We start from the raw sequence: 23,746 nt of genomic DNA, 5'->3' as shown, positions 1-23,746 counted from the left end.
GTAGCAGCGCCGTCGCGGCTGCGCATTGCGGCCGCTTCACCACACCTGGGGCAGAACTTCGTCGATCGCCGCGCAGACTTCTTCGCTGCTCGGGCGCGCGAGGTAGCGCGTCGGCCGAAAGATCCAGCGCACGACGCCTTGCTGATCGATCAGCACCATCGTCGGCGCGGCGGTGTCGCTACCGTTGGGCGCCCCACCGGGATGCAACGTGCCGGTCGCATCGATGAGTTTTCGAGCCGCGTCGCTGACGATTTCCAGGTTCGGAAAATCGGCCTGCGTCTGCAATGTCTCCGCGCCGCCTTCGATCGAGGCGGCGATTACGTGCACGTGTCGCAGGTCAAAACTGCGGTGGCTGGCGTCGAGATCGGCCAACTGCGCCATGCAGTAGGCGCACCACCGCCCGCGGAATAACACGATCAGGTGACTGCCCTCGCCCCCCTTGAGCACCTCCTGCGTCAGCTTCGTACCGTTGGCCCGCAAAGCGTAGAACGCGGGGAACGGCTCGCCAACCTTCAACGGACCGTTGTAGGCCGGCAATTGGCTCCACGAAAGGATGTACATCCAGGTTGCCGCGGCCAGTGCGGCGCCCAGCACGAACAACGCGGCGCGCCAGACGTTGAACCACTGGATCGTGGCGACCAACAACAACACGGCACCCAGCGAAATGGTGACGGCCGCCCACCAAGGCACCGTCAACACACTCGCAGCGATCATCAGGCCATAGATGAACGGCGGCAAAAAAGCGCACACGATGCCCAGCCCCAAGGCGACGCGCGGTGGACGGGGCCCCGTCGGAGCGCGGCGCCGCGGTGCCGCCGATGGGGCAGCGGGCGTTTGGGGGCCGCCAGCGCCAGGCACCTGTGCCCCTGCCGCCTGGGATGCTGCCGCCTGGGATGCTGGCGTGGCAGCCGGGGTCGTACTCGCCGATTCCATGAATTACCCGCCTCCGACGCGACGTCCCCTGCGACCGAGCCCTCGGGCAAACGAAACGTGCGCGAAGTGTCATTGTACTCGATTCAGAGGCCGCGACGAGTCGGCCGCAGGGGAAGCTGCGCGGCCCGCCTCGGAAATACCCCAGGCAAGCCAGGCGGCGATCACCACCAACACGACGGGCATCACGCGCCCCATGCCGCGAAAATCGGCGGACCAGGCCAGCAGAATCACCCGTCCGTCGGCCTTCAGGACGCGTTCCCAGGGCTGCTTTTCCAGTCGATCTCCCCAGCGGGGGACGGCGGCAAAGACCTCTTGGTCGACGTGCAGCACTCGCCGATCCGCGAGCATCCACAGACAGACGTCGTCCTGGCCCGGGTGCTTCTCGTGTCGTACCTCGGAGTTCAGCAACTGAGTCGCCAACGCCAAGGGAATCGTCGACCGGGCCGCAGTGACCCACAGGTTGGTGCAGGCCAGAATTCCCGCCAGCCGCGCCAGCGTCAGGATCGCCACGCGTTCATAGAAACGCAAAGTGATACCCTCCGAACAAGAGCGCCGCGGCCAGCGCGAGCAGCACGACGCTGGCCATTCGCGTCAGCAATCCGCGCCGCGCGACGGCCTGAGCGATTGCGCCCGCGACCACCGCGCCGAGACTTTGATTGCAAAAGTCGACCTCGTCGAACTTGGCCAGGCGATACAACGTCGATTCGAAAACACCTCCTAACGCGACGCAGGCGAGCACCGCCAACAGCACGACCGTGGCGCCGGCCCGGCGCTGGATCTCACCGGAAATGGCCAGCAGCGCCAGTACTGCCACGCCTAATGTTCCGCCGCAGCCTGCGAGAAAGTGACCCAGGTAGTCGCTGCGCTGGCCGAGCCAGCCGGCATACGCGCCGGCCGTCGTCGCGACGGTGAGCAGCAAGCCCACCACGAGGATGCCCAGCGACTGCGTGCGCATCAGGTTGTCCCCCGGGATGCTCAGGAATCTTCGCCGGCTTTCGAGCGGCGGTCGAGCGCCGCCAGGAGCGGCGCCAGGATCGGCCCGTAGCTCTTGTAGGCCCGGGTTTCCGGCGGCAGTCCGCGAAGCGTGGCCGCAAGCTGTCCGGCAATGTCGGCCGTCGTACACACTTCGTCGAGGCGGCGCAAATGGGTGCGGATCGTGAACAGCACCCAGCCCGTTCGTGGCAATCGCCGCAAGGTCTGCCGCTCGACGCGCAGCCACAGCGAAGCCAGCGCATTGTCAGGGCCCAGCGCGGGATTCAGCGGCGGGTGCGCCGTCGGCTGAAACAAGACGTCGCTGTCATGCAGACTCCAGTTCAGCCGCCACACGGGCTTTTCGACCTTGAGTGCCTCGAGCAAACGATCCGACGGCTCGGCGACCTGCGGGTCGTAATACGGCACCGGTGCGTGGATCTCGCGCAGCGTGGCGCCCAGCTTTTCCCACACGCGCCAGCGCGACGGAAAACACACGACTGCCGCGTCGAGCCGATAGCCCGCCGGATCGGGGCGCATCAGGCACAGGTCTTCGCCGACGAGGCGCGCCGACGTCGCCAGCGGATGCTCGTCGGCCCGGGCCAGGTCGTGAACCGTGTCGGTCAAATGATCGTGCAGCCGATCCGCCACGAGCGTAAACCAGCCGGGAAACAACTCGGCCAGGTGTTTCGCCAGCATTTCCAGCAGCTCCTGCGCAGGCTCTTCGGAACCGGGCAAAGCGACGAAACACCGTTGGCGTTCGGTTTCGAGCAATTGGCGGCGCAGCCGCAGTTGGTCCGGCGTGGCGGTGTCGATTTCGATCCAGTCGACCAGCTCGAGCGGCCGGGTCGCCAGGCTCAGCTTGAACGGTCGCCCGTCGAATGGCTGATACCAAGGCGGCGAAGGCAGGGGCAGGATCATGAACCGTCTCGCCGGCAGCACGCGTTCTCAGCGGGAATAAACCACCCGGTGACGACCCTCAACCGGTCACCAGGAGCCATCAACCTGTTACCAGGAGATTGTCGCGGTGGACGACTTCCTCGTACGGACAGCGCCCCAAGGCAACGGCGATCTGCTCGGTGCGCAGGCCCTTGATGCGGCGCAGCTCCTCGGCCGTGTAGTTGCTGAGCCCGCGAGCGAATTCCTGCCCGGCGCCGTCGCGCAGCGCGACGACGTCTCCCTTGGCGAACTCGCCGGACACGTCGACCACGCCGATGGCCAACAAGCTGCGGCCTTGCTCCGCGATCGCGCGCCGCGCCCCGGCATCGAGCACCAGGTAGCCGCGCGGCTGGACCGTGAACCCGATCCAGCGCTTCCGGGCACCGATCGAGTTGCCCTGAGCGGTGAACAGGGTCCCGACTTCCTCGCCGCGGGCAATCCGTGCCAAAGCGCCAGGGTGGCGACCACTGGCGATGATGACGTTTTCGCCCGCGGCGGTGCAGATCCGCGCCGCGCGCAGCTTGCTGGCCATGCCTCCCTTGCTGAGCCCGGTGACCCGGTCGCGCACAAGGTTCCAGATTGAGTCATCGACGGTCGCGACCGTGGGAATGACCTTCGAACTTGCTTCCGCGGGGTCGCCGTCGTACAGGCCCTCGACGTCGGAGAGCAACACGAGCAACGGCGCTCTCAGCAGGTTGGTCACCAGCGCGGCGAGCCGGTCATTGTCTCCAAACGTCGTCTGCAGCTCTTCGACGCTCACCGTGTCGTTTTCGTTGATGATCGGCACCGCGCCAAAATCGAGCAGGGCATGCAGCGTATTGCGCACGTTCAAATAGCGCGTCCGCTCGTCAAGGTCCTCTGCCGTCAGGAGGATTTGGGCCGCATGCCGCCCGTGGGCGCGGAAACTGCGCTCGTAGGCTTGAACGAGATAGCATTGTCCCACGGCGGCGACCGCCTGAAGCTGGGGGAGCAATTGCGGGCGCCGCGCCAGCCCTAGTTGCCCCATCCCGGCACCTACCGCGCCCGAACTGACCAGCGCCACTTTGCGGCCGCCATCGACGAGTTCATTCAATTCACCCGCCAGGGCGGCGACGCGCTGTTCGTCCAACATGCCCTGGGGGGTGGTCAGTACGCGCGTGCCGACCTTGACGACGATGACGTCGGCCGTACGAGCGAGCTCGGCGCGCAAACTTGCAGTCACGGCAAACTTCTCGAGACGCGGGAACGGAATTCCGCCTCAGAATACCGCCGCTCGACCCGGGGGACCAAGGGGAGGGTGGCGCAAGACGTCACTGGCAGCCCGATTCTCCGACGTTGGTCAACTCTGCCTGCACAGGGGCCGCGTCCTGCATTGCAGACCAAACCCCGTGCAAATCTCGCTGTGACTCGCTTGGTTGTGATCGAGGCCCCGCGCGCTTAAAATAAGCAGGCCGGCCTTGAGTAGTTGCGCAGGCCGTCGCGCGGGCCGGGTCCGTGGTCGCGCGGTGGGACGACGCTTTAACGCTGGGCATTTCGGACGCCCCCGCGGACGGCAGACGGCTTACGATGAGCGAACTGCATCACGAGTGTGGAATCGTCGCCGTCTATCACCTTCCCGGCGGCGAGACCAGTCCGTTGTGTCCGGCGCAAGGTCCCGAGGAGATCAGCCGGCTGATCCCCCGGATGTTGCTGGACATCCAAAATCGCGGCCAGCTCTCGGCCGGGATGAGCACCTACAATCCGCAGCGGCGACAGTTGATCGCCCACTACAAAGACCTCGGCAACGTCAGCGAGGTCTTTCGCATGAACCATCGGCCCAAGTTCGAGAGCCTGATGGAGCGTTTTGCCGGCCGGGCCGCCATCGGGCACGTGCGCTACGCCACCTGCGGCGCCGAAGACTTGAGCTACGCCCAGCCGTTCGAACGGCACCACCTGCAAAAGCAAAAGTGGTTCAGCTTCGCCTTTAACGGCCAATTGGCCAACTACGGCCAGCTCAAGTCGCAGTTATTGGCCAACGGCGACAACTTCCTGGCCCGCGACACCGACACCGAGATCATCCTGCACGCGATCGGCCACCAGTACGTCGGCGACCGTCGCCCGTCGCTGGTCGACGTCTGCAAAGAACTTTCCTCGCAGTTCGACGGGGCCTATTGTCTGGTGCTGATCAACGCCGTGGGCGAAATGCTCGTGATGCGCGATCCGCTCGGGCTGCGGCCGTTGTGCTATGCCAAGGAGGGGTCGCTGTTCGCCGCCGCGAGCGAGAGCGTCGCCCTGTTGAATCTGGGCTTCGCCGCCGAAAGCATCCATTCGCTCCGGCCGGGCCAATGCATCACCATCAGCGACGGGCGTTTCGCCGTCGAGCAATACTGTGCGAGCCCCCGGCGGGCGCATTGCTTCTTTGAATGGATCTACTTTGCCAACGTGGCCAGCACGATGGACGGCCGCGGGGTCTATCTCTCGCGCAAGGCGCTCGGCGAAGAGTTGGCCGATTTGGAAGACGTACAGATCGACGACGATACGATCGTCGTCCCGGTGCCCGACACGAGCAAGGCCGCGGCCGACGCGATGGCCTATCGGCTTAAGGTACCTTCGCTCGAAGGCCTGATTCGCAATCGTTATACGGGCCGGACGTTTATCGAAGGCTCGAGCAGCCGGACGAGCAAGGCCCAGTTGAAATACACGCCGCTGCGCGAGGTGCTCGAGGGCAAGCGCGTGTTGCTGGTCGAAGACTCGATCGTGCGCTCGACGACGATGAAGGTGTTGATCGACCGCATCCGTTCGCTGGGCCGCGCCCGCGAAATCCACGTCCGCGTCGCGTGTCCGCCGATCGTGGCACCATGCTTTTACGGCATCGACATGTCGCGGATCAGCGAGTTGTTCGCCCCGCAATTCCTGCCCGACGGCAAGCTGACCGCCGAGGCGCAGGTTCGCATGGCGCGGCAGCTCGGCGCCGATTCGCTCCGTTATCTGCCGGTCGAATCGATTGCCCGGGCGATCGGCTTCGACAGCGATCAACTGTGCCAGGCCTGCATCACGGGCAACTACCCCACGCCGTGCGGTCAGGAGCTGTATTCCCTGGCCCAAGCGCAATCGACTACGACGGGCGCCGCGCGCACCTACGAGATCGACCCGGCCGAGGCCCCTGGCGGCGGCGCCTGGGCGCCGGAAATGGTCGACGCGGACCTGGCCGACGATGGCGTGGCCCAGCAGGTCGATCCAAGCAACTGGTAGCCTACGGCCCGTCCTTCAGGCGACCAGATCGATCCCCTGCGGTTCGACGCCGCTTTGCACGCGGGCAAATTTCTGCAGCCAGGCCATGCGCGTCTGCAATGTCGCCAGGGCCTGGGTCGCTTCGACCGTCACGCCCGGGTTGCGCTTGGCGCGCTCGTTCAGCCGGCTCAGTTCGCGTTGCTGTTCGTTCATCTGGTCGGCATGCAGTTCCAGCAGGTCGACCGGTTCCTCGGGGTCGACGCCGGCCGCGTCGAGATCGAGCCGTACCAGCGATAGCTCGCGGAACTGCGCGTCGTCGATGACGCCGGCCGCGTGCAACTTCTGAATCATCTCGGTGAACTCACGCGGCGTGATGTGCGTGATGTCATAGTGCCCGAGGATTTCCCGGAACGTGTCGCTCGTGTTGCTGGGAGGCCCCGCCGGCGCGCCAACCGCCGTGTCGAGCGTCGCCGTGCTCGCACCCGGCTCGGGCGGGCGCGAGGCGCCGAGATCGATCAATGTCGCCGCGGTAATTGGAGAGAATTCCATCCCAGGGGCACTCCGGAGTGATTCCAGGCAGCCAAATGCAGGGCCGTGCGTACCGCGGATTGGCAAACACCATGCCAGGGGCGTGCCGCATTCCTGGCCTGGGGCAGCGCACCGGCAGGCGAGTCGTTGCACGCAGACGACTTACGTAAAATCGCCGCACGCGCCGGCGCTCGGGGCGACCTGCTTGCAGCTCAGGCCAGCACGCCTTCTTTGCCGCTAGCGTCCGGCAAGAATTGCGCGGGCGCCCCGCGGATCGCTCCCGGCTCGGGCGCCGGCAGCACGCAAGGAGCGCGACCGCCGCGGTAGGTCACCCGGCCGGTCAATTCCCGGGTCTGCGACAGGAACACGACGATCGATGCGGCAAAGAAGGTGCCCGCCGCCACCAGCAACCAAGCGGGCAGATCGCCCATTGGGGGATCGACGGCGCCCACGGCCCAGGCGAACGACAACCCCGCCGCCAGGGCCAGCCGCGCGAGTTCCGAAGCCAGGGCCCAGCGCCGGCGTTCGTAAATGGCCCCGCAATTGGCCAACGCCAGCAGCACCCACAGCGTCAGTCCCACAGTCATGCCCAACGAGAGCACACCGCGCGGCGCAACGACCATCAGCGCCACCGCCACGCACAGCGTCGCGGTGAATTGCACGGTCACATAGGCGGCCAAACCGCGCGGGATCGTCGTGTCGAACTTGATCACGGTTTCGCGGGTGACAAAAGCGCCGGGGGGATTCTCGGGCAATCCTTCGGGGCGCCAGCCCGGCGGCATGAACCAGATGCGCAACTTGTCGCGCCAGTGCGGGGCCAGCCAGGCATCGCGACACAGTTCGTACCAGATGTGCAAGTTGGCCCAGATCGGGTTCCAACTATTGAGCGGCTTGGTCAGTCCGTAAACGGGCTCTTCTTCCTCGGGCACGAAGGTCCCGAACATCCGGTCCCAGATGATCAGGGTACCGGCATAGTTCTTGTCGAGATATTTCGGATTGCGAGCATGGTGCACGCGGTGATGCGAAGGGGTGTTGAACACCCATTCCAAGGGGCCCATGCGGCCGATGGCCCGGGTGTGAATCCAGAACTGGTACAGCGTGTCGAACGACTTCATCGCCAACAGCCATAGGGGCGGAAAGCCGATGATCACCAGCGGCGTGTAGAAGGCCCAGGAGAATACGTCCTGAAAAGTGCCCTGGCGCAGGGCGACCGACAAGTTGTACTCTTCGCTTTGATGATGCACGACGTGCGTCGCCCAGGGCGCGTTCATCTCGTGGGCGATGCGGTGGAACCAGTAATAGGCCAAATCGACGCCGAGAAACAATCCCACGGCCGCGGCCCATTTGGCGGCAATCGGCCACTCGGCAATCTCGAGCAACCGACAATGCTCATAGAGCCAAAGATAGCCGACGAAGAAGGCCGTCTTGGTGAAGATACCGATGATCTGCTGAATGATGCCGCAACTCAGGTCGTTGATCGAATCGTTCAACCGGTACAGCTCGCGATGCTCGCGATAGCCGAAGACGATTTCGACCAGAATCAGCAGGAAGAATACCGGCACCGCATAGGTGATGTAGGGGATGCCGCTACCGAGCAACCAGTCGATCGAGTCCATCGCGCGACCTCGCCAGAAGGAAGGAGGCCTTTAGTATAGCGCCCCTGGAGCAAGGAGGGGTGGACCCGCGACAGGTCGCCGCGGTTGGCGGACCGGAGGTGCTTCGGCGGGCCCGCCAGGCCAAGGCCTAGCGGAACAGGCACCTTCAGGCCGACGCCTTGCGGAACAGGCTGCGGTAGATCGGCTGGCCGTGTTGCCGCATCCGCCGCTCGAAATGCGTACGGTAATCGAGGTCGTGCACGGCCGGGCTTTCAGGAACTTCGAGCGGGCCTGCAAGACGCACCGTTTCGCCGATCAGGGCCAGCGTGACCGCGAAATATTCCTCGACGTCGGTCCAAAAGTGCAGCTCGCCGCCCGGGCGGAGCACACGTTCGATTTGCCTCAAGAATTCTTCGTTCATCACGCGGCGTTTGCGGTGCCGCTTTTTCCACCACGGATCGGGAAAATAGACGTGTACGGCGGCCGCCAGGTCGTCGGGCAAGGCCTCGGCGAACAGCCGCTGGGCGTCGCCCGCGACAATGCGGGCATTCGTCAGCCCGGCGCGCGCCAGTCCGGCGGCCGTGTATTCGGCATAGCGATAGGCGATTTCGACGCCGAGGAAATCGTGATCCGGACAGGCTGCCGCCGCGTTCCGCAGGAACAACCCCTTGCCGCTGCCGACCTCGATCTCCAACGGGGCCAGTCGCCCGAAGAGCGCGGCCTGGTCCCAGGCGGGCTGCCGCACCACCAGGGCCGGCTCGTCATCGGCCGTGCGCCGCGGGGGCACGAACTCTGAGAGCCGGCGCAAGTATGGCGCCAGGTTCAGTTCGGGACTGATCTTGCGAAGCGTACGACGACCCATCGACTGCAATTTTCCGTGTGCCAGCGCGGCTCAGCGATAGTCAGCGTCGTTCGACCAGGCGTCCCAGGAATGACGCTCGGCCGGCCCGGCGATGAAGTTGAAGATCCCCATGGCCAGCGCCCCCGCCGCAAAACCGCCGACGTGCGCCCACCAGGCCACGCCGCCGTTCAGATCCATGCCCAGCGCGCGGCGTGCCTCGAGCAATTGGCCCAAGAACCAGAGTCCGAGCACCGCCAGCGCAGGCAGATCGATGACCGTGAAGAAGATGACCAGGAACAAGAGCGTCCGGATCTGGGCAAAAGGATACGTCACGGCGTAGGCCCCGAGCACCGCGGCCACCGCGCCGCTGGCCCCGATCACCGGCATCACGCTTTCCGGTCCCGTTGCCCAATGGCAAAAGGTCGCGGCCAGACCGCCCGCGAGATAGAAGAGCAGAAACAGCACGTGGCCCAGGCGGTCTTCGATATTGTTGCCGAAGATCCACAAGAACCACATATTGCCGACCAGGTGCGCCAGGCCGCCGTGCAGGAACATGCACGTCAGCAGTGAGAGCAACACGTCGCCCCGGCTGACGTCGAGTCGTTGGGGAGCGATCAATTGTTCCCGGCGCATCAGCCGCCGCAGGTTCTCGGCCGGATGCGGACGCAGGACGATCGGTTTGTCCGCTTCCAGCGCCGAAATCCGCGCCGGAACGAATCCGTATTCGTAGACGATCCGCTGTTGCGCTTCCTGCGGCTGCAACGAAACATAGAGCAGCACCAGCGCGTTTATGGCCACCAGGCCAAACGTCACATAGGGCGTACTGCTCGAGGGATTCTCGTCGCGCAGCGGAAAGAGCATGGAGTTTGCGGCCTCGCGGCTTTAGTCGGCACCCATGGCTGCGCGAAATCGATCCTCGATCTCGTCGGGAAGCGCCGCCCCGCGAATCACGCCCTCGGCGACAAGCTGTTCATCAACAAAGCACTGGAACCGGCAGACGAGCAACACGTTCGGCCGGATGCGTTCGGCCGCGGCCACGATCACCATGCGATCGCCAGGTTGTACCGGCCCGCGAATCCGTACCTCGTCCAGGCCGGCCAGCCCCAGGATCTTGCCTCCCATGAGCTTGAAGCGCGAGCAGAAGTAGGACGCCAACTGGGCGGCCGCTTCGCACATCACGACGCCCGGCATAACCGCCGCGCCGGGGAAATGCCCGGCCACCCAGAACTCATCGTGGCCCACGTCCTTGTAGCCCACGATCAACTTGCGCTCCTCGTCAATGTGCACGATGGCCGTCAACTGCTCCATCATGTCGCGTTGGGGGATGTAGCGGCGAATCTCGTCGATCCCCGCGACGACACGGCTCAGGTCATACGCCGAGCGATCCAACAACAGGTCGCGTGCGGTCACCGATGTTCCCTCCAGCGCGCAATGATTCCAATCGATCGGGAACTAGCCGAGCGAGCCGCCAAGTGACGATTCCGCGATCCCTGGCCGCGCCATAGTGCGGCGCTCAGGTGCGCAAGTCGCGACGCTTCAGTCGACGAGCCTTGCTGTTGGCGGGACGAGAGCCCTTATTGGATTTCTTGAGCACACGATGCGGTTTGGCCATGGAAATGGAATCCTGCAGGCGCGAGTTTGCTGGGCGAAACGATGTTCACCCAGTTTACCGCATCACCCCCTAGGGCCGGAAGGCGGTGCCGGGTGCAGGCGCCGCGAGGCGTCGGCGCTGCAGCTTGCGGTGGTGCAGCGGCCGGTCAAGCGCAGGCGATTTCGCGCGAAAACCGCATAGGCCGCGGCGAGTAGGGGCGACACGACCGGCAGCCGGCTGAGCGCGACCAACCGCCGGAACCCCACCGCGGAATACATCCGGCGAAAGACCTCGACCCCTTCGACCCAACTGCCGTCGGGCAGGCGTGCATGCATCCGGGCCATAAGTTCCGCGGACGATTTGCCCAGATTCGCGGCTGCCGGATCGAGCGTCTCGAGGTCGGTGAACCGGATGCGCTGGCCCCGGTCTCGGCACCGCAGCAGGTCGATCTCGCGGCGGCACAAAGGGCAACCGCCGTCAAAGAAGACTTCGATCTCGAAAGGGTCGGCCGACATTATCGCCCGGGGGGGAATTGGGGAACACGATGCTAAGCTCACCCAATTCTAGCGCGGCACGAGGGGGGCGGCGACCGTCAGCGCAGCGGCGACTTTTTCTCACCCCAGGCCGGCGCAGGACGGGGAGCATGCGGCGCCGCGGTCGGATGCGCCGGGTCAACGCGGCGCCGCTCGCCGCGCGCGTTGGCGACCGGCCCGTGCGGAGTCGCGTCCGGCGGCTCCGGAGCTGCCGTGCCCTTGCCCCGGCTCAACAGCCGCAATCCCGCCGGCAAGACCAGCACGCTGGTCACCAAGCAACACGTCACGCCAATCGTGAGAATCCGTCCCAGGCTCACCAGGCCCTGATGTGTGGCAATCATCATGCTGCCAAACCCCACGATCGTGGTGAGCGAGTCGACCAGCAGGGCCACGGCCGTACTGGCGCACATCGAGTAAGGCCCCGTCTGCTCGCGGTACTCGTGCACGATATGCACGCCGTAGTCGATGCCGATCCCGAGGATCAGCGGCAGCGCGATCAGGTTGGCCGGGTTGAGTGGAATGTTGAGCCAGCCCATCAGGCCGAACATCTGTCCCACGCCGAGGATCAAAGGTGTGAGCGCCAACAGCGATGCCCAAACGCTGCGGAAGTCGAGCCACACCACGACCACAACGATCAGCGAGGCGTAAAGGCCCGCCTGTTCAAAGCTGCGGCGCATTTCGTGCGTCGCCTCGTAAGCCTGGAGCGGATTGCCCGTGACGCGCGGATCGACCGAGCGGACCTCGTGGACGAATCGCTCGAGCGCATGGACGTCCCAGATATTGCCCCGGCCATAGATTTTCAACAGGTGGCGGCCATGATGGCCCACGAACCGGCTGACCAACGGCTCGGGCAGGTCTTCGAATTTCGGCGGCTCGGGATCGGCCATCGACGCGAGGGCATGCAACCGGCTCAAGAGATCGCCGGCCGCCTGTTGCTGATACCGGGCGATGCGCGCGTAGCAATCGGCCAGGGACAAACGCCGCAATTCGACGCGGGCCTGTTCCAGATGGCCCAGGGCAGGCGAGCCGGGAGCCACGGTGACGAGCGTCTGTTGCAGCGCGCCCAGCAATTGTCCGATCATCTCGGGACGATCGACCGCGACGAGCGGCGGCCGTTCGGGCAGTTCGGTCAAGCGCGCGCCGATGCGGCGAATCGCCGGCGACCTTTCGGCGTCGCCCTCGGGCACCAGGGTGACGATATCTTCGGTGCGCTCGACCGAGGCCAACTGCAGGAACTTTTCCTTGCGCTCCAGCAGTTCTGCGCGGCTGTCGGCCAGCGAGAGGGCATACCACGAGCTCTGTTGACACTCGTTCAACAAGCGCTTTTCGAGCTCGACGCTTTCCACGCCGTCGGCCTGCATGTTGAGCAGGTTGTTGTCGTACCACAGCTTAGGCATGCCGATGCACATCAAGGCCGTGCAAGTGAGCGCCAGGCCCAGCGTCGTCCGCGGCCGCGCCAACGGGATATTGATCCAGGAGTTGACCGCCAACGGCTGCGGCGGCGTGAAGTTGCGCGAGTTACCCTCGTAAATCACGATCACGGCCGGCAACACGACCAGCATCGCCACGGCACACAGCAAGATCCCGCCGCCGGCGACGATGCCCAATTCGGCAATGCCCACGAACGAGGTGAAACCGGCACAGTAGAACGCGGCCGCCGTGGTCACCGCGCCGGTGGTAATCGCGGGGCTGATCGCGCGCCCGGTTGCGACGAGCGCCTCGGCGCAGGGCACGTGCTGCGCGCGGATCTGCAGATACCGCGAGACGAAATGCACGCCGTAGTCGATCCCGATGCCGATCAGCGTCACCGTGAACGAGACGCTCAGGATGTTCAAGTGGCCGACGAACAGCGTGACGTAGCCGAACGACCAGGCCATGCCCAGCAACAACACGAGGTTGGCCAGGATGGCATGACGTACACCGCCGAAACCGGCGATGAACAAGCACAAGACGCCGCCCATCGAGACGATGCTGGCCCAGGTCATCGAATTCTGACTGGCCTTCATCTCGTCATTTTCCATGATCGGCAGCCCGGTGAAGCCGACCTTGATATCCGGGTGCCGGGCCGTGATGGCCGTGGCCATCGCGCGCAGCGTGTCGACGGCTTCGTTGCCGGGAACGAAGTTGTTCTCGTCCGTCTCGCCGAGGCGCAACAGAATCAGGCCCAACTGTCCGTCCTGCATCAACAGGTGATTACGCGACAGCTCGCTCAGCGTGGCCAACGAGTCGGGGGTGGCGCCCCAGGGCGACCCGGTCCAAGGTCGCCCGGCGAGTGTCGCCTCGAGCCGCGCGGCCAGCTCCTCGATCTCGCGCAGCGTCGCCTTCGACGCGGGTGATTCGGGCTGCCCTCGCAGATATGCCAGCCGGGCCTGCAATTCGCCCGCCCGCTGGACGAGACTCAAGCGATTCCAATCTCCGCCCAGTACCGGATCGATCGAGGTCAAGAACTGATCGATCCCTTGCAGGTCGGACGGCGAGACGTAGTGCAACCCCTTGGCCCGAATCTTGCCCAGGTCGACGTCGTGCAGCACCTGGCGAAACAACTGCGTGTGGCGGGCGAGAAAGGCGTTGATTTCGTCCAGCGCGGTGATGACCCGGTCGCGATTCGGGCCCTCGACGACGATCACCGCGTCGTCGTCCTCGCCAAACTCGCGGATGTATTCGAACCACAGGCTGTAAAACTCGCTGTCCTGATTGATCAGATCGAGGCGGCTCGTGTGATAGGCGAGCCGAGTGCAGGTGAGGTAGATGGACAGCCCGCCCAACAACAGGGCCACGGCCAGGACGAAATACGGATACGTGACGACGAAGCGCGTCAGCGCTTCGTAGGGTCTCGCAAGCAGCGACTCGCGGGCCGTCGCGCTGTGAGGGGCGTCCATGCAGGCATCCTGGCGGCAAAATCGGACAGCGCGCGGCCTTGCGCACTGGGTGGGTGAAAATTCTAGTCCCCCCGCAGTCCTGCGACCAAGGCGGATTCCCGCCGGCCCACGGCAGCATGCTAGCTGGCCAGGCGATGCGTGAATTCGCCCAGCCGTGCGAGCAGATCGCGGGCGGCGCCGCGGTCGATCGCTTCGACGGCCCTCGCGGCCGCGGTGCTCAGATCGCTTTCCTGTTCGGCGACCCAGAGCGCCGCGGCGGCATTGGCCACGACAATATCGCGTGGAGCCCCCGGTTCGCCCGCCAGGACGCGGCGAATGAGCGCCGCGCTCTCGGTCGGCCCGGCGACGAGCAGGGGGGCAAGCTCGCCCTGCGCGAGACCGAAGGTGGCCGGTGTCCAGACCATGTCTTCGGGCACGCCGCCGACGCGCGTGACCAACGTCGGTCCGCCGATGGAGACCTCGTCGAGGCCGTCCTCGCCATGCACCACCGCGGCCCTGCGCGTGCCGAGCATCGCCAGGGCCTCGGCCACGGCCCGGCGAAAATCGCCCATGCCCACGCCCACGAGTTGATACGGAGCGCCGGCCGGGTTGGCCAACGGACCCAGGAAGTTGAAGATCGTCGGAAAGCCGAGCTTGCGGCGGACCTCGGCCACGTGCCGCATCGATCCGTGATAGAGCGGGGCAAAGCAAAAGCAGATGCCCAGCGCGTCGAGCGACGCCTCGACGACCGGCAGCGTGGCCTCGATGTTCACACCCAATTCGCGCAGCACCTCGGCCGAACCGGTCCGTCCGCTGGCGCTGCGGTTGCCATGCTTGGCGACCGATACGCCGGCGGCCGCGGCGACGAGCGCAGCCGCCGTGCTGATGTTGAAGGTCCCCAGCCCATCGCCGCCCGTGCCGCATGTGTCCAGCAGCCCGGGCCGGGTGCTGCGGATCGGCGTCATGAAACGCCGCAGAGCCGCGGCAGCGCCGGCGATTTCGCTGGTCGCTTCTCCCTTCATCCGCAGCCCGGTCAGAAACAGGCCAATTTCTTGTTCCTGGCACTGTCCCTGCATGATCAATTCGATCGTCGAGCCCATCTCCTCGGCCGAGAGGTCTTCACCGCCGGCGATCCGTCCGATGATGGTTTCGAGCACCTGGCTTCTCCGGGAAATGCGCAGTTCGCTGCCTGCTCACTGCGACATTCTAAACGCCCACTGCCAACGATCGAAGGCTGCGTGCGGCTGACGCCGGGGCGAAGAGCCCCAGGACCGCGCTTGAGGCGCCGCGCGGCGCGCCCTATCATTCTGTTAGAGGCAGATGTACGTGCTGCCGGGTCGATGGGATGGAGCCGCGCGTGGTTCGCAAAGTCATTTTGGACGTGGATCCGGGCATTGATGACGCCGTGGCCTTGGCCATGGCGCTGTGCGACCCCCGGCTCGATGTGGTGGCGGTCACGGCTGTTGCCGGCAATGTGGCTGCCGAACAGGCCACGCGCAACGTGCAGGCGCTGATCGAGCAAATCGACCCACCCCGCTGGCCGCGGATCGGCGCCGCCAGTGAACCCGACCTGGGCTCGCCGGCCGACGCCCGGCACCTCCACGGCAGCGACGGGTTGGGCAATGCACATTTCCAGGTGGCCGAATTGCACCACCGGCATCGCTCCGAGAAGGTGATTTGCGACGAGATCCGCGCGGCACCGGGCGACGTGAGCATCGTCGCGATGGGGCCGCTGACCAACGTTGCGCGGGCGCTGCAGCGCGACCCGGAATTGGCCGACATGATTCACCAGATCGTGATTCTCGGCGGAACCTTGTCCGGCCCCGGCAACGTGACCCCGGCAGCCGAGTTCAATTTCTATTGCGATCCCTCGGCGGCCCAGTTGGTGCTGAAATCGACCATGACGCGTACGGTGGTCCCGGTCGACGTGTCCGGCGACGTCACCTTCGGCATGGACCTGATGGAAAAATCCACGGCGATCCCCAGCCGGGTGGCAACGCTCATGGCCAAGTTGCTGCCATTCGCCTTTCGAGCCTTTCGCCAGGAATTGGGCATGGAGAGCATCCAGTTGCACGATGCCGTGGCCCTGGTTGCGCTGCTCGAGTCGGAGCTGTTCGAATCGGCTGCCTATCCCGTCGAGATCGAGACGGCCGGAAGTGTCGCCCGCGGAGCTTCGATTTTCGACCGGCGATCTCCGCCAGCCGCGGGACCGCGCGTGACGGCCGTGACCGGTTGCGACGCGGCCCAAGTGGCGGAGCGGATTGTCGCCGGAATCATGCAGGCCTGCCGCGCTACGGCCGACTGATCGGTCGCCGGCCGTGGATGATGACCGTTTACCCCGAATTGGGGCAGGTGCTCCCCGAGAATGGGGTCCCGATTCCTCGGGCAGGACCCGAGATCGGCAGCGTGCGTCTTACGGGGTCGCCGGCAAGAACGTCCGTCGGTTGCCGACCGTGACATTGACGGTGAGCGTCTGCTTTTGGCGGAAGACCACCAGCGGCACTGTACGGCCGACTTCGCACAGATTCACCATGTTGATCAGGTGATCGCCGTCTTCGACGCGCACGCCGTCGAAGGCGAGCACCACGTCGTCGGGCTGCAAGTGCGCCTCGGCCGCTGGCGAGTTGGCCGTGATCGAGGTGATCAGCGCGCCCTGGCGCCGCGGCAGGCCCAACCGGGCCGCCATCTCGGCGTTGAACTTGGCCTCGAGATTGACCCCGAGGAAGGCCTTGGCCACGGTACCGTGCTCGATGAGCTGCGCGGCCACGCGGTGGACCATGTTGATGGGAATGCTGAAGCCAATCCCCTCGTTGCCGCCCGAATTGCTGGCGATGGCTGTGTTGATGCCGATCACCTCGCCGCGCAAGTTGATCAGCGGTCCACCGCTGTTGCCCGGGTTGATCGCCGCGTCGGTTTGCAGGAAGTCTTGCAGCCGTACGCCTTCGTCGCCCAGTTCCAAGTCGCGGCGCCCCTTGGCGCTGATGATGCCGTAGGTGACCGAATGGCTCAGCCCAAACGGGCTGCCCACGGCCAGGACGAAGTCGCCGATTTCCAATTGGTTGCTGTCACCCAACTTGGCCGACACCAGATCGCTCCCGGCGACGGGCAACACGGCCACGTCCGTATCGGGATCTTCGAGGACCCGCAGCGGATGGAGCTGACGGCCGTCGGCCAGGTTGATGTCGATCCGGCCGGTCGAGGTATCGCGGACGACGTGCCGGTTGGTGAGCACGTAGAACTTCTCATCGAAGTTGACCATCACGCCCGAGCCGGCCTCTTCGATGTCGGCCTCGCCCGGCCGGCGCGACAGGCGGTCGGTCTTATGGGCCTCGATATGGACAACCGTCGGGGCCACCAGCTTGGCGACGCGCTTGAGGACCTGCTGCTCTTGTGCCAAGTGGGCGCTGTCGCGTTCGAGGGCCGCGTACAACTGCGCCCGTTGTTGCGGATCGTCATTCTCGTCGAGGCCGGCAAACGTGATCTGGGCACCGGCCGTGGAAACGATCAGCGGGGCCAGGAACAGGCCAAGGCAGAGCCCGATCAAAGTGCCCCCGGTGGCAACGAGAAAGGTCGAGGCACGCGCCATGAGAAGTTGTCCCTTGCAGATTCTCCGCAGGCAATTCAGCCGGCACGACAGCGCCTTACGAGCGCCGGCCGCCTGAAATACCACGCTAGAGACCCATCCTTGGATTGCAAGCGCCCGGCTCGAAAAAGCCCTGGCTACGAAGCGCACGCCGCGTCGGGACGAATCCTGATGGACCGGCCGCGAGCGCGTCCGCCCGGCCTTGCCGAGGCGCGTGGTCGTCGAGCACCACGCGCCCGGACTTGGCCAAGGATGACTACTGGACGTCGATCTCGATGTCGTTGATGGTCAGGTCGTTATCGGCGCCGGTGTCGAGAATCCGGCCCCAATCGTGGTCCTGACCGCCCGAGCCACCGGTACGCTCGAATTCGCGTTGGCAATTGATGCACAACGTGGCGTAGGGCAAGGCATTGAGCCGCGCCACGGGAATCTTGCAGCCGCAGCCCTCGCAGGTTCCATATTGGCCTGCGCGCATCCGCTCCAGGGCGTTTTCGATGTTGGCCAGTTCGCGGCTTTCGACTTCGGCCAATTGCGAGCTGATCTCGTCTTGGGCCGAGTCGAGCGCGGCGTCGACCATGTCGCCGGAAGTCTGACTACGGAGCTCCTTGAGCAGGCTCAAGTCGCCCGCCAGGGCCTGGCGCAGGGCATCGCGCCTGCGAATCAGGATCTGGCGCATCGCCAGCATTGCGTCTTTGCGTGCCATGTGTGCCTCACCTCAGTAGATTCGACGTCTCAAGCGGCTGAAGGTGATCCCCCCTTCGCACACGCCTGGCTCGAACCCTTCTCCTTGTGCCTCGATTCCCTTTGCCCTTGCTCGCCTCCGCCGTCCGGATAAGCGGCAAACAAAATATAGTACGCACGCCCTGCCCGACGGATCGCGCGATTCTCCGATTTGTCAAGGCCAACTCGGTTTTCGCGCTTTCGCGTCGCAACCAACAACCGCAAAAGAGTTTGCGTAGAACTCTTCGCGGCTGCTCCCCACGCCTTGGCCAGGCCATCCCCCGCCCGGACACTTGTTCCGTGCGCTCAGAGGAAGTCGTACCAGCCTCGTCCCGGCGGGGGTGCCGGTGCTAACGAATCATCGTCAAGATCGAAACGATTGTGCAGACTTTTCCGGTTACACCGGCAAGTACTGCCGCTAGCTCGCGGATTGCCTGCTGGCACCCCCCGGTCCGCGTCCGCCGGGACTCAATCGCCGGATGCTGGCGCGTCCGGCGCAGTGATCGAGACCACTGCCGCTTCACGGCCGCCAGGAAGTCGGCGGAGGTACACGTAAAGCGCAGGCGGCCCGTCGTAGATCCACTGCTCAAACACCGCCGCCGCGGTGACCGTGCGGGCCACTCGGTCGGGCCGCCGTAAGCGGGCAATCACGGCCGTCTCCAGGTCGCCCGGGGCGATCCCCCCCACACGCCGGCGACGCTCGGCCTCGACGAGACTTGCCCGCAACTCGGCTGTCCGCTGCCAGCCGCCGGCCAGCTTTTCGTAGCCGAGACTGCGCAATTGCGAAGCGGCCTCCTCCAGGCTCGGTACCAACTCCAGCGCCTCGAGGTAGAGGGCCGCCGCGGTCTCCACATCGTCAAGCAGGTGCCGATAGTCGTCGGCCAGCGCCAGCCGCGCTTCGGCATCGCCTTGCGGCAGGTGGGCACGTTGCGCTGCCAGCCAATTCGTGGCAAGCTGGCGGTGATCGGCGGCTTCGCCAAGCCGTTCGAATTCCTCGCCCAGCGCGAGCATTTTTCCCCGCGTAAGCGCCGACGCAGTCGCGGCCTGTTGCCGCAAATCGGCCAGGTGGAATTCCCGGGCAAGTTCGGGAAACTCAGGTAGCTGTTCGGCCGCCTGCATGGCCAATTTGCCCGGCGCAGTTCCGCTGGACGCGGCATGCCGCAACACGGCTGCCTGGAGATCGGCCCAGAAAGCCCGGGCCAAGGCCGGCCGCAGGGCAGGCTGGGCCAAGAACTCGGCCTGCGGGTCAGCCAGGTAGCGTTCTCGAGTCGTCTGGTCGAGCCGCAGGCTGCGATCGGCCGCTCCGGGCAGGCGTTGAGACGTTGTTTCCGCGAGGGTGGCCAACGCCGGCCAATTGGCCGCAGCTTCCAGCCGTCGGCGTTCGGTCCATAAGGCAAGATGCGTCAGTCGCAAGACTGTCTCCTGATCGAGACCCAGCTCGCGCCCGCGGTCGGCAAGCTCCAGAAGACCTTGGCCGTCACCGCGGTCGATCAGGGCGGTTTCTTCCCAAGCGAAAGCCTCGCGAAAGGCGCTGACCGCACGGCTGCGGAGTTCGGCGTCGTCGTACCGCCGCGCCTGGGTGCGTGCCCAGCGGCTCAAAGCATAGAGTTGGCCAAAATCGCGCTCGGCGATCGCCCGGCGGCGCTCGTCGAATTGCTCGACGTCGCTCGGCACTGCTTCGGCCACGGCCACGACGAACACCCATCGCCCGCCTTCGCGCGCGGCCGCGCCGGTAAGCTCGACATTTTTCGTACCCGGCCGCGGGGGACGGGCCGTCTCGCTCAAGCGGAAATCGATTGCCGACCCGACCAGCTTGATGCGGTTACCGGCCATCGAGGCGAAACGCCCGACGACGGTGGTGCGCAGGCCCTGCAGTTGCTCCATCCGCGGCTCGTATTCGGTCACGTCGAGCGTTTCACCGGCCGCATTCGCGACGGCCATCGCCAAGACCACCGCGCAGCCGAACAGGACCTTCGTTGGCCGGCAAGTGCTCATGAACCCGCCTCGCGCTTGAATTGTTCCGCAAGCTGCGCACGCAAGTCTTCGTCGAGCGGTAGCCCGCAGCGCACAAGCGGCTCGGGCTGCGTGAGGAGCACAGCGGACCCAGGCACCGTGTCGGCGGTCCAAACCTCTTCCCTGCGCCGCAGCCCGGCCAGCTTGACCGCGAAGATGAACCGTTGCGGCTGCCCCGGTCGCACAGCAGCGAAACAAGGATCGTCAGAGAGAGTGACTTGCAGTCGCGCACTGGGCCCCAACGTGGCCCAGTCCATTTGCAACAATGGCCGATCAGCGGGCGCTGCCAGCCTTTGGGCAGCGTCGGGATCGTACTCGCGTCGCAGCCAGGCATCGAACACGACCACGCGACCGGCAAATAATCGCTGGAATTCGTCCGGCCAGGCGGCCTGATTTGCCGCAGCGTCGGGCTGAGCGCGCGACAGCCAAAAATCACCCAGATCGGTCGCCGCGAGCCGCGACCAGGCCTGGGCTTCGAGATAGAGCTGCGTGGCCCGGCGCTCGGCAGCACTGTCGCCCGGCAGGGCTGCCGCAGCCTTGGCAGCGCGCTCGAGTTCGGCGGCCGCCTGCAGATAATCCCCCTCGACGAGCGCCGCAGTGCCTCGCGTTGTGGCCTGTTCCAAGACGGCTGCGGCCGTCCTGCGGCGATACCCCTCCCAGCTCAGCCAGGCCGTCAGACCGACGAGCACCGCCAGCGCCGCGGCGATCAATCGAACCGACCAAACAGACCAGCGCGCGCGGGCCGTGGCATCGTCCTCGACCCAATGTTCTTCGATAGGTCGCCTGGAACCGGCATCCGATTGTCCCGCATCGGGCCGCTCGGCCGGCGCAGGTGCGTGATCCTGAGGCTGCTGCGCCAGCTTCGAGGCAGGCCCCGTCGATGGCTCGGCGCGTCCAGGGGATTCTGCCTTGGCGGCATGAGGCGACTGCGGCTCCCAATCGATGGCCGCTTGTTTGCGAGTAGGCAGGGCAGGCGGCAGCGGACTCGCCGCCAGCAGGAACTGCTCCACGCCACAGCGCGGACACCGCTCGACCCGCCCCCGTCGTTCGCGCTGGCAAGTCCAGCGTGCTCCGCAATCGCAGCTCAGCACGGCCGCGACGTCGCCCGACTCGCGCTCGGCGCTTGGCTTCCCACGTCCGATCTGCCAGCGACGCCATTGCATGCCCGCAAACACCTCGCGTAACGAATCCGGAGTGCCCTGCCGGTACTGCCCCCATCCGCTGGCGGATCGCCCCTTTGCGACGTGCCAGGCAGCGGGTTCGTCGCCACTTGGCGGGTGGCGGCCGGTCAGCGGTATCAATCTTACGGGGAATTCGGCCTGGGGCGCTTGATCTTTTGACACCGCCCAGGGGGCGACCTATATGCCAGCAGCGGCATCTACCGTGCACGAAACAGCTTGCCTGCCCACCGTGTCGGCGCGCCTTGCCTGCGCGCTCGATCACCCCACCTCGACTTCCAGGTTGACTTCCATGGTTGTACAGCAATTGGTCGGTGCCGGGGGTCCCTTGCTCGGGCACGCGCCGGGAACGCTCGTCCTGCAGATTTGCGGCGGCCCACGCGATGGCGAATTCGTCCGCCTCGAAGGTGCACGTCACGTGCTGGGCTCGGGCACCACGGCCAGCGTACGGCTGGCCCAGCCGGAAATCGCCCCGGCCCACTGCCTGGTTTTGCGCGGCGCCATGCACACGGTCGTGCGCACGCTGGCCGAGCCGGCGTTGTTGAACGGTCTAAGGTTCACTTGCGAGCGATTGCTGGTGGGCGATCGGCTCGACCTCGGGACCGTGGCACTGCAAGTTGTGGAAGATGATCGACCGGGCGTGTCGGCTTGCGCAGCGCCGACGTCGCGCAACGAAGCGCCCGCATCCCTGAGCGCAGCAGGGCCGCCAAGCGTCACGCTGCCTGCCGCCACGGACAACGACGCCGATCGCATCGAGATCCTGCGGGGCGCCATTCGCCTGGGGCGCCGCCGTCTGCGGCGGACGATCGCCGCCTTGCGACGCACCCGGCAGCAATTCGACGACCTGCAGTTGCGCCTGATCCAAGCCGAGACCGATCTGCGCGAGCTAGCCGCCGAGCAGACCGAAGTGCCGCGCGTGGACGCGACGCCCGAGTTGCTCGAACAACTCGCGGCGCGGCGGGCCGAGATTGCCGAGCGCGAGCGCGTGCTGGCCGGGCAAATTCATGAGCAAACCGTGGCCCTCGCGGCCCGCGAAGCAGAGCTGTTCCGGCGAGAAAGTGAATTCCGCACGCAATGGGAACAGGCTCAAGCCCAGCGTCAGGCGCTGTCGCAAGAGCTGGCCGATCGCAGCGACGCGCTCAGCGCCAGCGAGGCCGAACTGAACCGGCGGCGTGTGGCCCTCGAGTTGCGCCAACACGAGCTCGAACAGCAATGCCGGCAGGCCGTCGAGCAGATGTCCCAGGCCGATGAAGTGGCCCAATCGCTGCACGATCAGGAACAAGCGCTCGCCGCGCAAGAGGCGGACCTCGCCGGGCGGCAACTCGAAATCGGCGCGCTGCTCCGCAGCCTGCAAGCCCAGCGCGAATCGCTCGAGCACGAACAGGCCGAACAAGCGGCCGCACGGCAGCGGCTCGCCGAGCAGGCAGAGCAATTGCAGGCTCGCGATGCAGAGCTGAACGGGCGTGATGCAGCGCTGAACGGACGAGCCGAAGAGCTGAACGGTCGCGCTGCGTGGCTGGACAGCGAGCAGGAACAATGTGCCGCGCGCCAACAATCGGCGTCCGAAAGGGAAGCACAACTCGCCCAGCGCGAACAAGAACAGACGGCAAGTCTTGGCCGCTGGGAAGCGGAGCTGCGTGCCCGGCAGGAACAACTGCAGGGCTGGGACCAGTCGCTTGCCGCACGCGACCAGACGCTGGGAGCGTTGCGTGCCGAACTCGACACGCAACGGGCCGAGTGGTATTCGGCCGCACAGCAGGCCGCGTTCGTCGCCCAGGACACCACGCTGCAACAGCGGCAGGCCGAACTCGAAGCGCGCGAAGCGACGCTGACGACCCGTCAACGCGAACTCGAATACAGCGCCAATGAATGGCACTCGCGGCTGCAGGCCGTCGCCGAACGGGCCCAACAGTTGACCAACTGGGAGGAGGCCCTCGGCAATCGGCAACAAGTGATCGCCGCACGCGAAGAGGCACACGAGCAGCAGGTCGCCGAAATCGAGCAAGGTCGCAGCGTTCTGGCCGAAACGACCGACGCGCAGCAGAGGGAACAGACGCGGCTGGCCGCGTGGGAGCAGCATCTCCGCGAGCATGAACTCGCGCTCGACGCTCGACGGCAATCGCTCGTCGAGTCCGAAGCCACGCACCTGGCCAGGGCCGCCGAGGTCGAGCAACACCTGGCCGCGCTGGCCGGCGCGACCGACGCCCATCAGCGAGACCAGGCCCGGCTGGCCGCGTGGGAGCAGCATCTCCGCGAGTATGAAGCCACGCTCGACG

Annotated in this window: 20 protein-coding genes; 3 read left to right on the top strand and 17 right to left on the bottom strand. The window is 65.8% G+C overall.

The genetic code is table 11. The features are described 5' to 3' along the window. Positions 1-36 precede the first annotated feature (36 nt). The 5 genes from K1X74_15060 to proB all read right to left on the bottom strand — a co-directional run bounded on the left by K1X74_15060 (position 37) and on the right by proB (position 4,042). The gene (locus K1X74_15060) at positions 37-750 is read right to left on the bottom strand and encodes a peroxiredoxin family protein (GenBank protein ID MBX7167648.1); all 714 of its coding nucleotides are present in this window, start codon (positions 748-750) and stop codon (positions 37-39) included. Positions 751-1,002: 252 nt separating this feature from the next. After that, positions 1,003-1,461, bottom strand: a complete 459-nt coding sequence (locus K1X74_15055) for a hypothetical protein (protein ID MBX7167647.1) — start codon at positions 1,459-1,461, stop codon at positions 1,003-1,005. Further along, positions 1,448-1,888 carry a hypothetical protein gene (locus K1X74_15050; protein MBX7167646.1) on the bottom strand — a complete coding sequence of 147 codons (441 nt, stop codon included), beginning with the start codon at positions 1,886-1,888 and terminating at the stop codon, positions 1,448-1,450. Before K1X74_15050 ends, K1X74_15055 begins: the two co-directional genes overlap by 14 nt. A gap of 20 nt (positions 1,889-1,908) precedes the next feature. After that, the gene (locus K1X74_15045; protein ID MBX7167645.1) at positions 1,909-2,823 is read right to left on the bottom strand and encodes a DUF3445 domain-containing protein; all 915 of its coding nucleotides are present in this window, start codon (positions 2,821-2,823) and stop codon (positions 1,909-1,911) included. Between the two features lie 79 nt (positions 2,824-2,902). Continuing rightward, a complete protein-coding gene (proB, locus tag K1X74_15040; GenBank protein MBX7167644.1) occupies positions 2,903-4,042 on the bottom strand; it encodes a glutamate 5-kinase in 1,140 nt (379 codons plus the stop codon). A gap of 344 nt (positions 4,043-4,386) precedes the next feature. On the opposite strand from proB, the gene K1X74_15035 reads away from it, so the two are divergent. Further along, positions 4,387-6,051 carry an amidophosphoribosyltransferase gene (locus tag K1X74_15035; protein MBX7167643.1) on the top strand — a complete coding sequence of 555 codons (1,665 nt, stop codon included), beginning with the start codon at positions 4,387-4,389 and terminating at the stop codon, positions 6,049-6,051. Between the two features lie 15 nt (positions 6,052-6,066). Here K1X74_15035 and K1X74_15030 read toward each other — a convergent pair whose 3' ends face one another. The 8 genes from K1X74_15030 to trpD form a co-directional block, all read right to left on the bottom strand. Further along, positions 6,067-6,579, bottom strand: a complete 513-nt coding sequence (locus K1X74_15030; protein ID MBX7167642.1) for a hypothetical protein — start codon at positions 6,577-6,579, stop codon at positions 6,067-6,069. Positions 6,580-6,770: 191 nt separating this feature from the next. Further along, positions 6,771-8,174, bottom strand: coding sequence for a sterol desaturase family protein (locus tag K1X74_15025; GenBank protein ID MBX7167641.1), 1,404 nt, complete (start codon positions 8,172-8,174; stop codon positions 6,771-6,773). A 145-nt stretch (positions 8,175-8,319) separates the two neighbouring features. Beyond that, complete coding sequence (trmB, locus tag K1X74_15020; GenBank protein MBX7167640.1) at positions 8,320-9,015, bottom strand: tRNA (guanosine(46)-N7)-methyltransferase TrmB; 696 nt, start codon at positions 9,013-9,015, stop codon at positions 8,320-8,322. Positions 9,016-9,045: 30 nt separating this feature from the next. Beyond that, positions 9,046-9,855 carry a rhomboid family intramembrane serine protease gene (locus K1X74_15015; GenBank protein MBX7167639.1) on the bottom strand — a complete coding sequence of 270 codons (810 nt, stop codon included), beginning with the start codon at positions 9,853-9,855 and terminating at the stop codon, positions 9,046-9,048. A 21-nt stretch (positions 9,856-9,876) separates the two neighbouring features. Then, complete coding sequence (locus tag K1X74_15010) at positions 9,877-10,404, bottom strand: beta-hydroxyacyl-ACP dehydratase (protein ID MBX7167638.1); 528 nt, start codon at positions 10,402-10,404, stop codon at positions 9,877-9,879. Between the two features lie 264 nt (positions 10,405-10,668). Next, the gene (locus K1X74_15005) at positions 10,669-11,100 is read right to left on the bottom strand and encodes a DUF393 domain-containing protein (GenBank protein ID MBX7167637.1); all 432 of its coding nucleotides are present in this window, start codon (positions 11,098-11,100) and stop codon (positions 10,669-10,671) included. Positions 11,101-11,177: 77 nt separating this feature from the next. Beyond that, positions 11,178-13,997, bottom strand: coding sequence for an MMPL family transporter (locus K1X74_15000; GenBank protein MBX7167636.1), 2,820 nt, complete (start codon positions 13,995-13,997; stop codon positions 11,178-11,180). A gap of 119 nt (positions 13,998-14,116) precedes the next feature. Then, the gene (gene trpD / locus K1X74_14995; protein ID MBX7167635.1) at positions 14,117-15,133 is read right to left on the bottom strand and encodes an anthranilate phosphoribosyltransferase; all 1,017 of its coding nucleotides are present in this window, start codon (positions 15,131-15,133) and stop codon (positions 14,117-14,119) included. A 200-nt stretch (positions 15,134-15,333) separates the two neighbouring features. On the opposite strand from trpD, the gene K1X74_14990 reads away from it, so the two are divergent. After that, a complete protein-coding gene (locus tag K1X74_14990; protein MBX7167634.1) occupies positions 15,334-16,281 on the top strand; it encodes a nucleoside hydrolase in 948 nt (315 codons plus the stop codon). A 108-nt stretch (positions 16,282-16,389) separates the two neighbouring features. Here the strand turns inward: K1X74_14990 and K1X74_14985 are convergent, their stop codons facing one another. The 4 genes from K1X74_14985 to K1X74_14970 form a co-directional block, all read right to left on the bottom strand. After that, positions 16,390-17,562: a trypsin-like peptidase domain-containing protein gene (locus tag K1X74_14985; GenBank protein MBX7167633.1), complete on the bottom strand. Its 1,173-nt coding sequence runs from the start codon at positions 17,560-17,562 to the stop codon at positions 16,390-16,392. Between the two features lie 253 nt (positions 17,563-17,815). Then, positions 17,816-18,262, bottom strand: coding sequence for a TraR/DksA family transcriptional regulator (locus K1X74_14980; GenBank protein ID MBX7167632.1), 447 nt, complete (start codon positions 18,260-18,262; stop codon positions 17,816-17,818). 485 nt (positions 18,263-18,747) lie between these two features. Then, positions 18,748-20,274, bottom strand: a complete 1,527-nt coding sequence (locus K1X74_14975) for a hypothetical protein (protein MBX7167631.1) — start codon at positions 20,272-20,274, stop codon at positions 18,748-18,750. Then, positions 20,271-21,455, bottom strand: a complete 1,185-nt coding sequence (locus K1X74_14970) for a hypothetical protein (protein ID MBX7167630.1) — start codon at positions 21,453-21,455, stop codon at positions 20,271-20,273. The genes K1X74_14975 and K1X74_14970 overlap by 4 nt, the downstream gene beginning before the upstream one ends. Positions 21,456-21,762: 307 nt before the next feature. Between K1X74_14970 and K1X74_14965 the strand changes: the two genes are divergently transcribed. Then, positions 21,763-23,746: hypothetical protein (locus tag K1X74_14965; GenBank protein ID MBX7167629.1), on the top strand; the 1,984-nt coding region annotated here is incomplete at its 3' end.

The sequence above is a fragment of the Pirellulales bacterium genome, from assembly GCA_019694435.1.
Taxonomy (GTDB): domain Bacteria; phylum Planctomycetota; class Planctomycetia; order Pirellulales; family JAEUIK01; genus JAIBBZ01.
The sequence above is the reverse complement of the archived record's forward strand: the minus strand, read 5'-3'. Positions and strand labels throughout refer to the sequence as shown.

Bases quoted from the DNA above. Each gene is read 5' to 3' on its own strand.
- K1X74_15050 (MBX7167646.1), bottom strand. From the start codon at position 1,888: ATGCGCACGCAGTCGCTGGGCATCCTCGTGGTGGGCTTGCTGCTCACC.
- K1X74_15045 (MBX7167645.1), bottom strand. From the start codon at position 2,823: ATGATCCTGCCCCTGCCTTCGCCGCCTTGGTATCAGCCATTCGACGGG.
- K1X74_15035 (MBX7167643.1), top strand. From the start codon at position 4,387: ATGAGCGAACTGCATCACGAGTGTGGAATCGTCGCCGTCTATCACCTT.
- K1X74_15030 (MBX7167642.1), bottom strand. From the start codon at position 6,579: ATGGAATTCTCTCCAATTACCGCGGCGACATTGATCGATCTCGGCGCC.
- K1X74_15025 (MBX7167641.1), bottom strand. From the start codon at position 8,174: ATGGACTCGATCGACTGGTTGCTCGGTAGCGGCATCCCCTACATCACC.
- trmB (MBX7167640.1), bottom strand. From the start codon at position 9,015: ATGGGTCGTCGTACGCTTCGCAAGATCAGTCCCGAACTGAACCTGGCG.
- K1X74_15015 (MBX7167639.1), bottom strand. From the start codon at position 9,855: ATGCTCTTTCCGCTGCGCGACGAGAATCCCTCGAGCAGTACGCCCTAT.
- K1X74_15005 (MBX7167637.1), bottom strand. From the start codon at position 11,100: ATGTCGGCCGACCCTTTCGAGATCGAAGTCTTCTTTGACGGCGGTTGC.
- K1X74_15000 (MBX7167636.1), bottom strand. From the start codon at position 13,997: ATGGACGCCCCTCACAGCGCGACGGCCCGCGAGTCGCTGCTTGCGAGA.
- K1X74_14985 (MBX7167633.1), bottom strand. From the start codon at position 17,562: ATGGCGCGTGCCTCGACCTTTCTCGTTGCCACCGGGGGCACTTTGATC.
- K1X74_14980 (MBX7167632.1), bottom strand. From the start codon at position 18,262: ATGGCACGCAAAGACGCAATGCTGGCGATGCGCCAGATCCTGATTCGC.
- K1X74_14975 (MBX7167631.1), bottom strand. From the start codon at position 20,274: ATGAGCACTTGCCGGCCAACGAAGGTCCTGTTCGGCTGCGCGGTGGTC.
- K1X74_14970 (MBX7167630.1), bottom strand. From the start codon at position 21,455: ATGCAATGGCGTCGCTGGCAGATCGGACGTGGGAAGCCAAGCGCCGAG.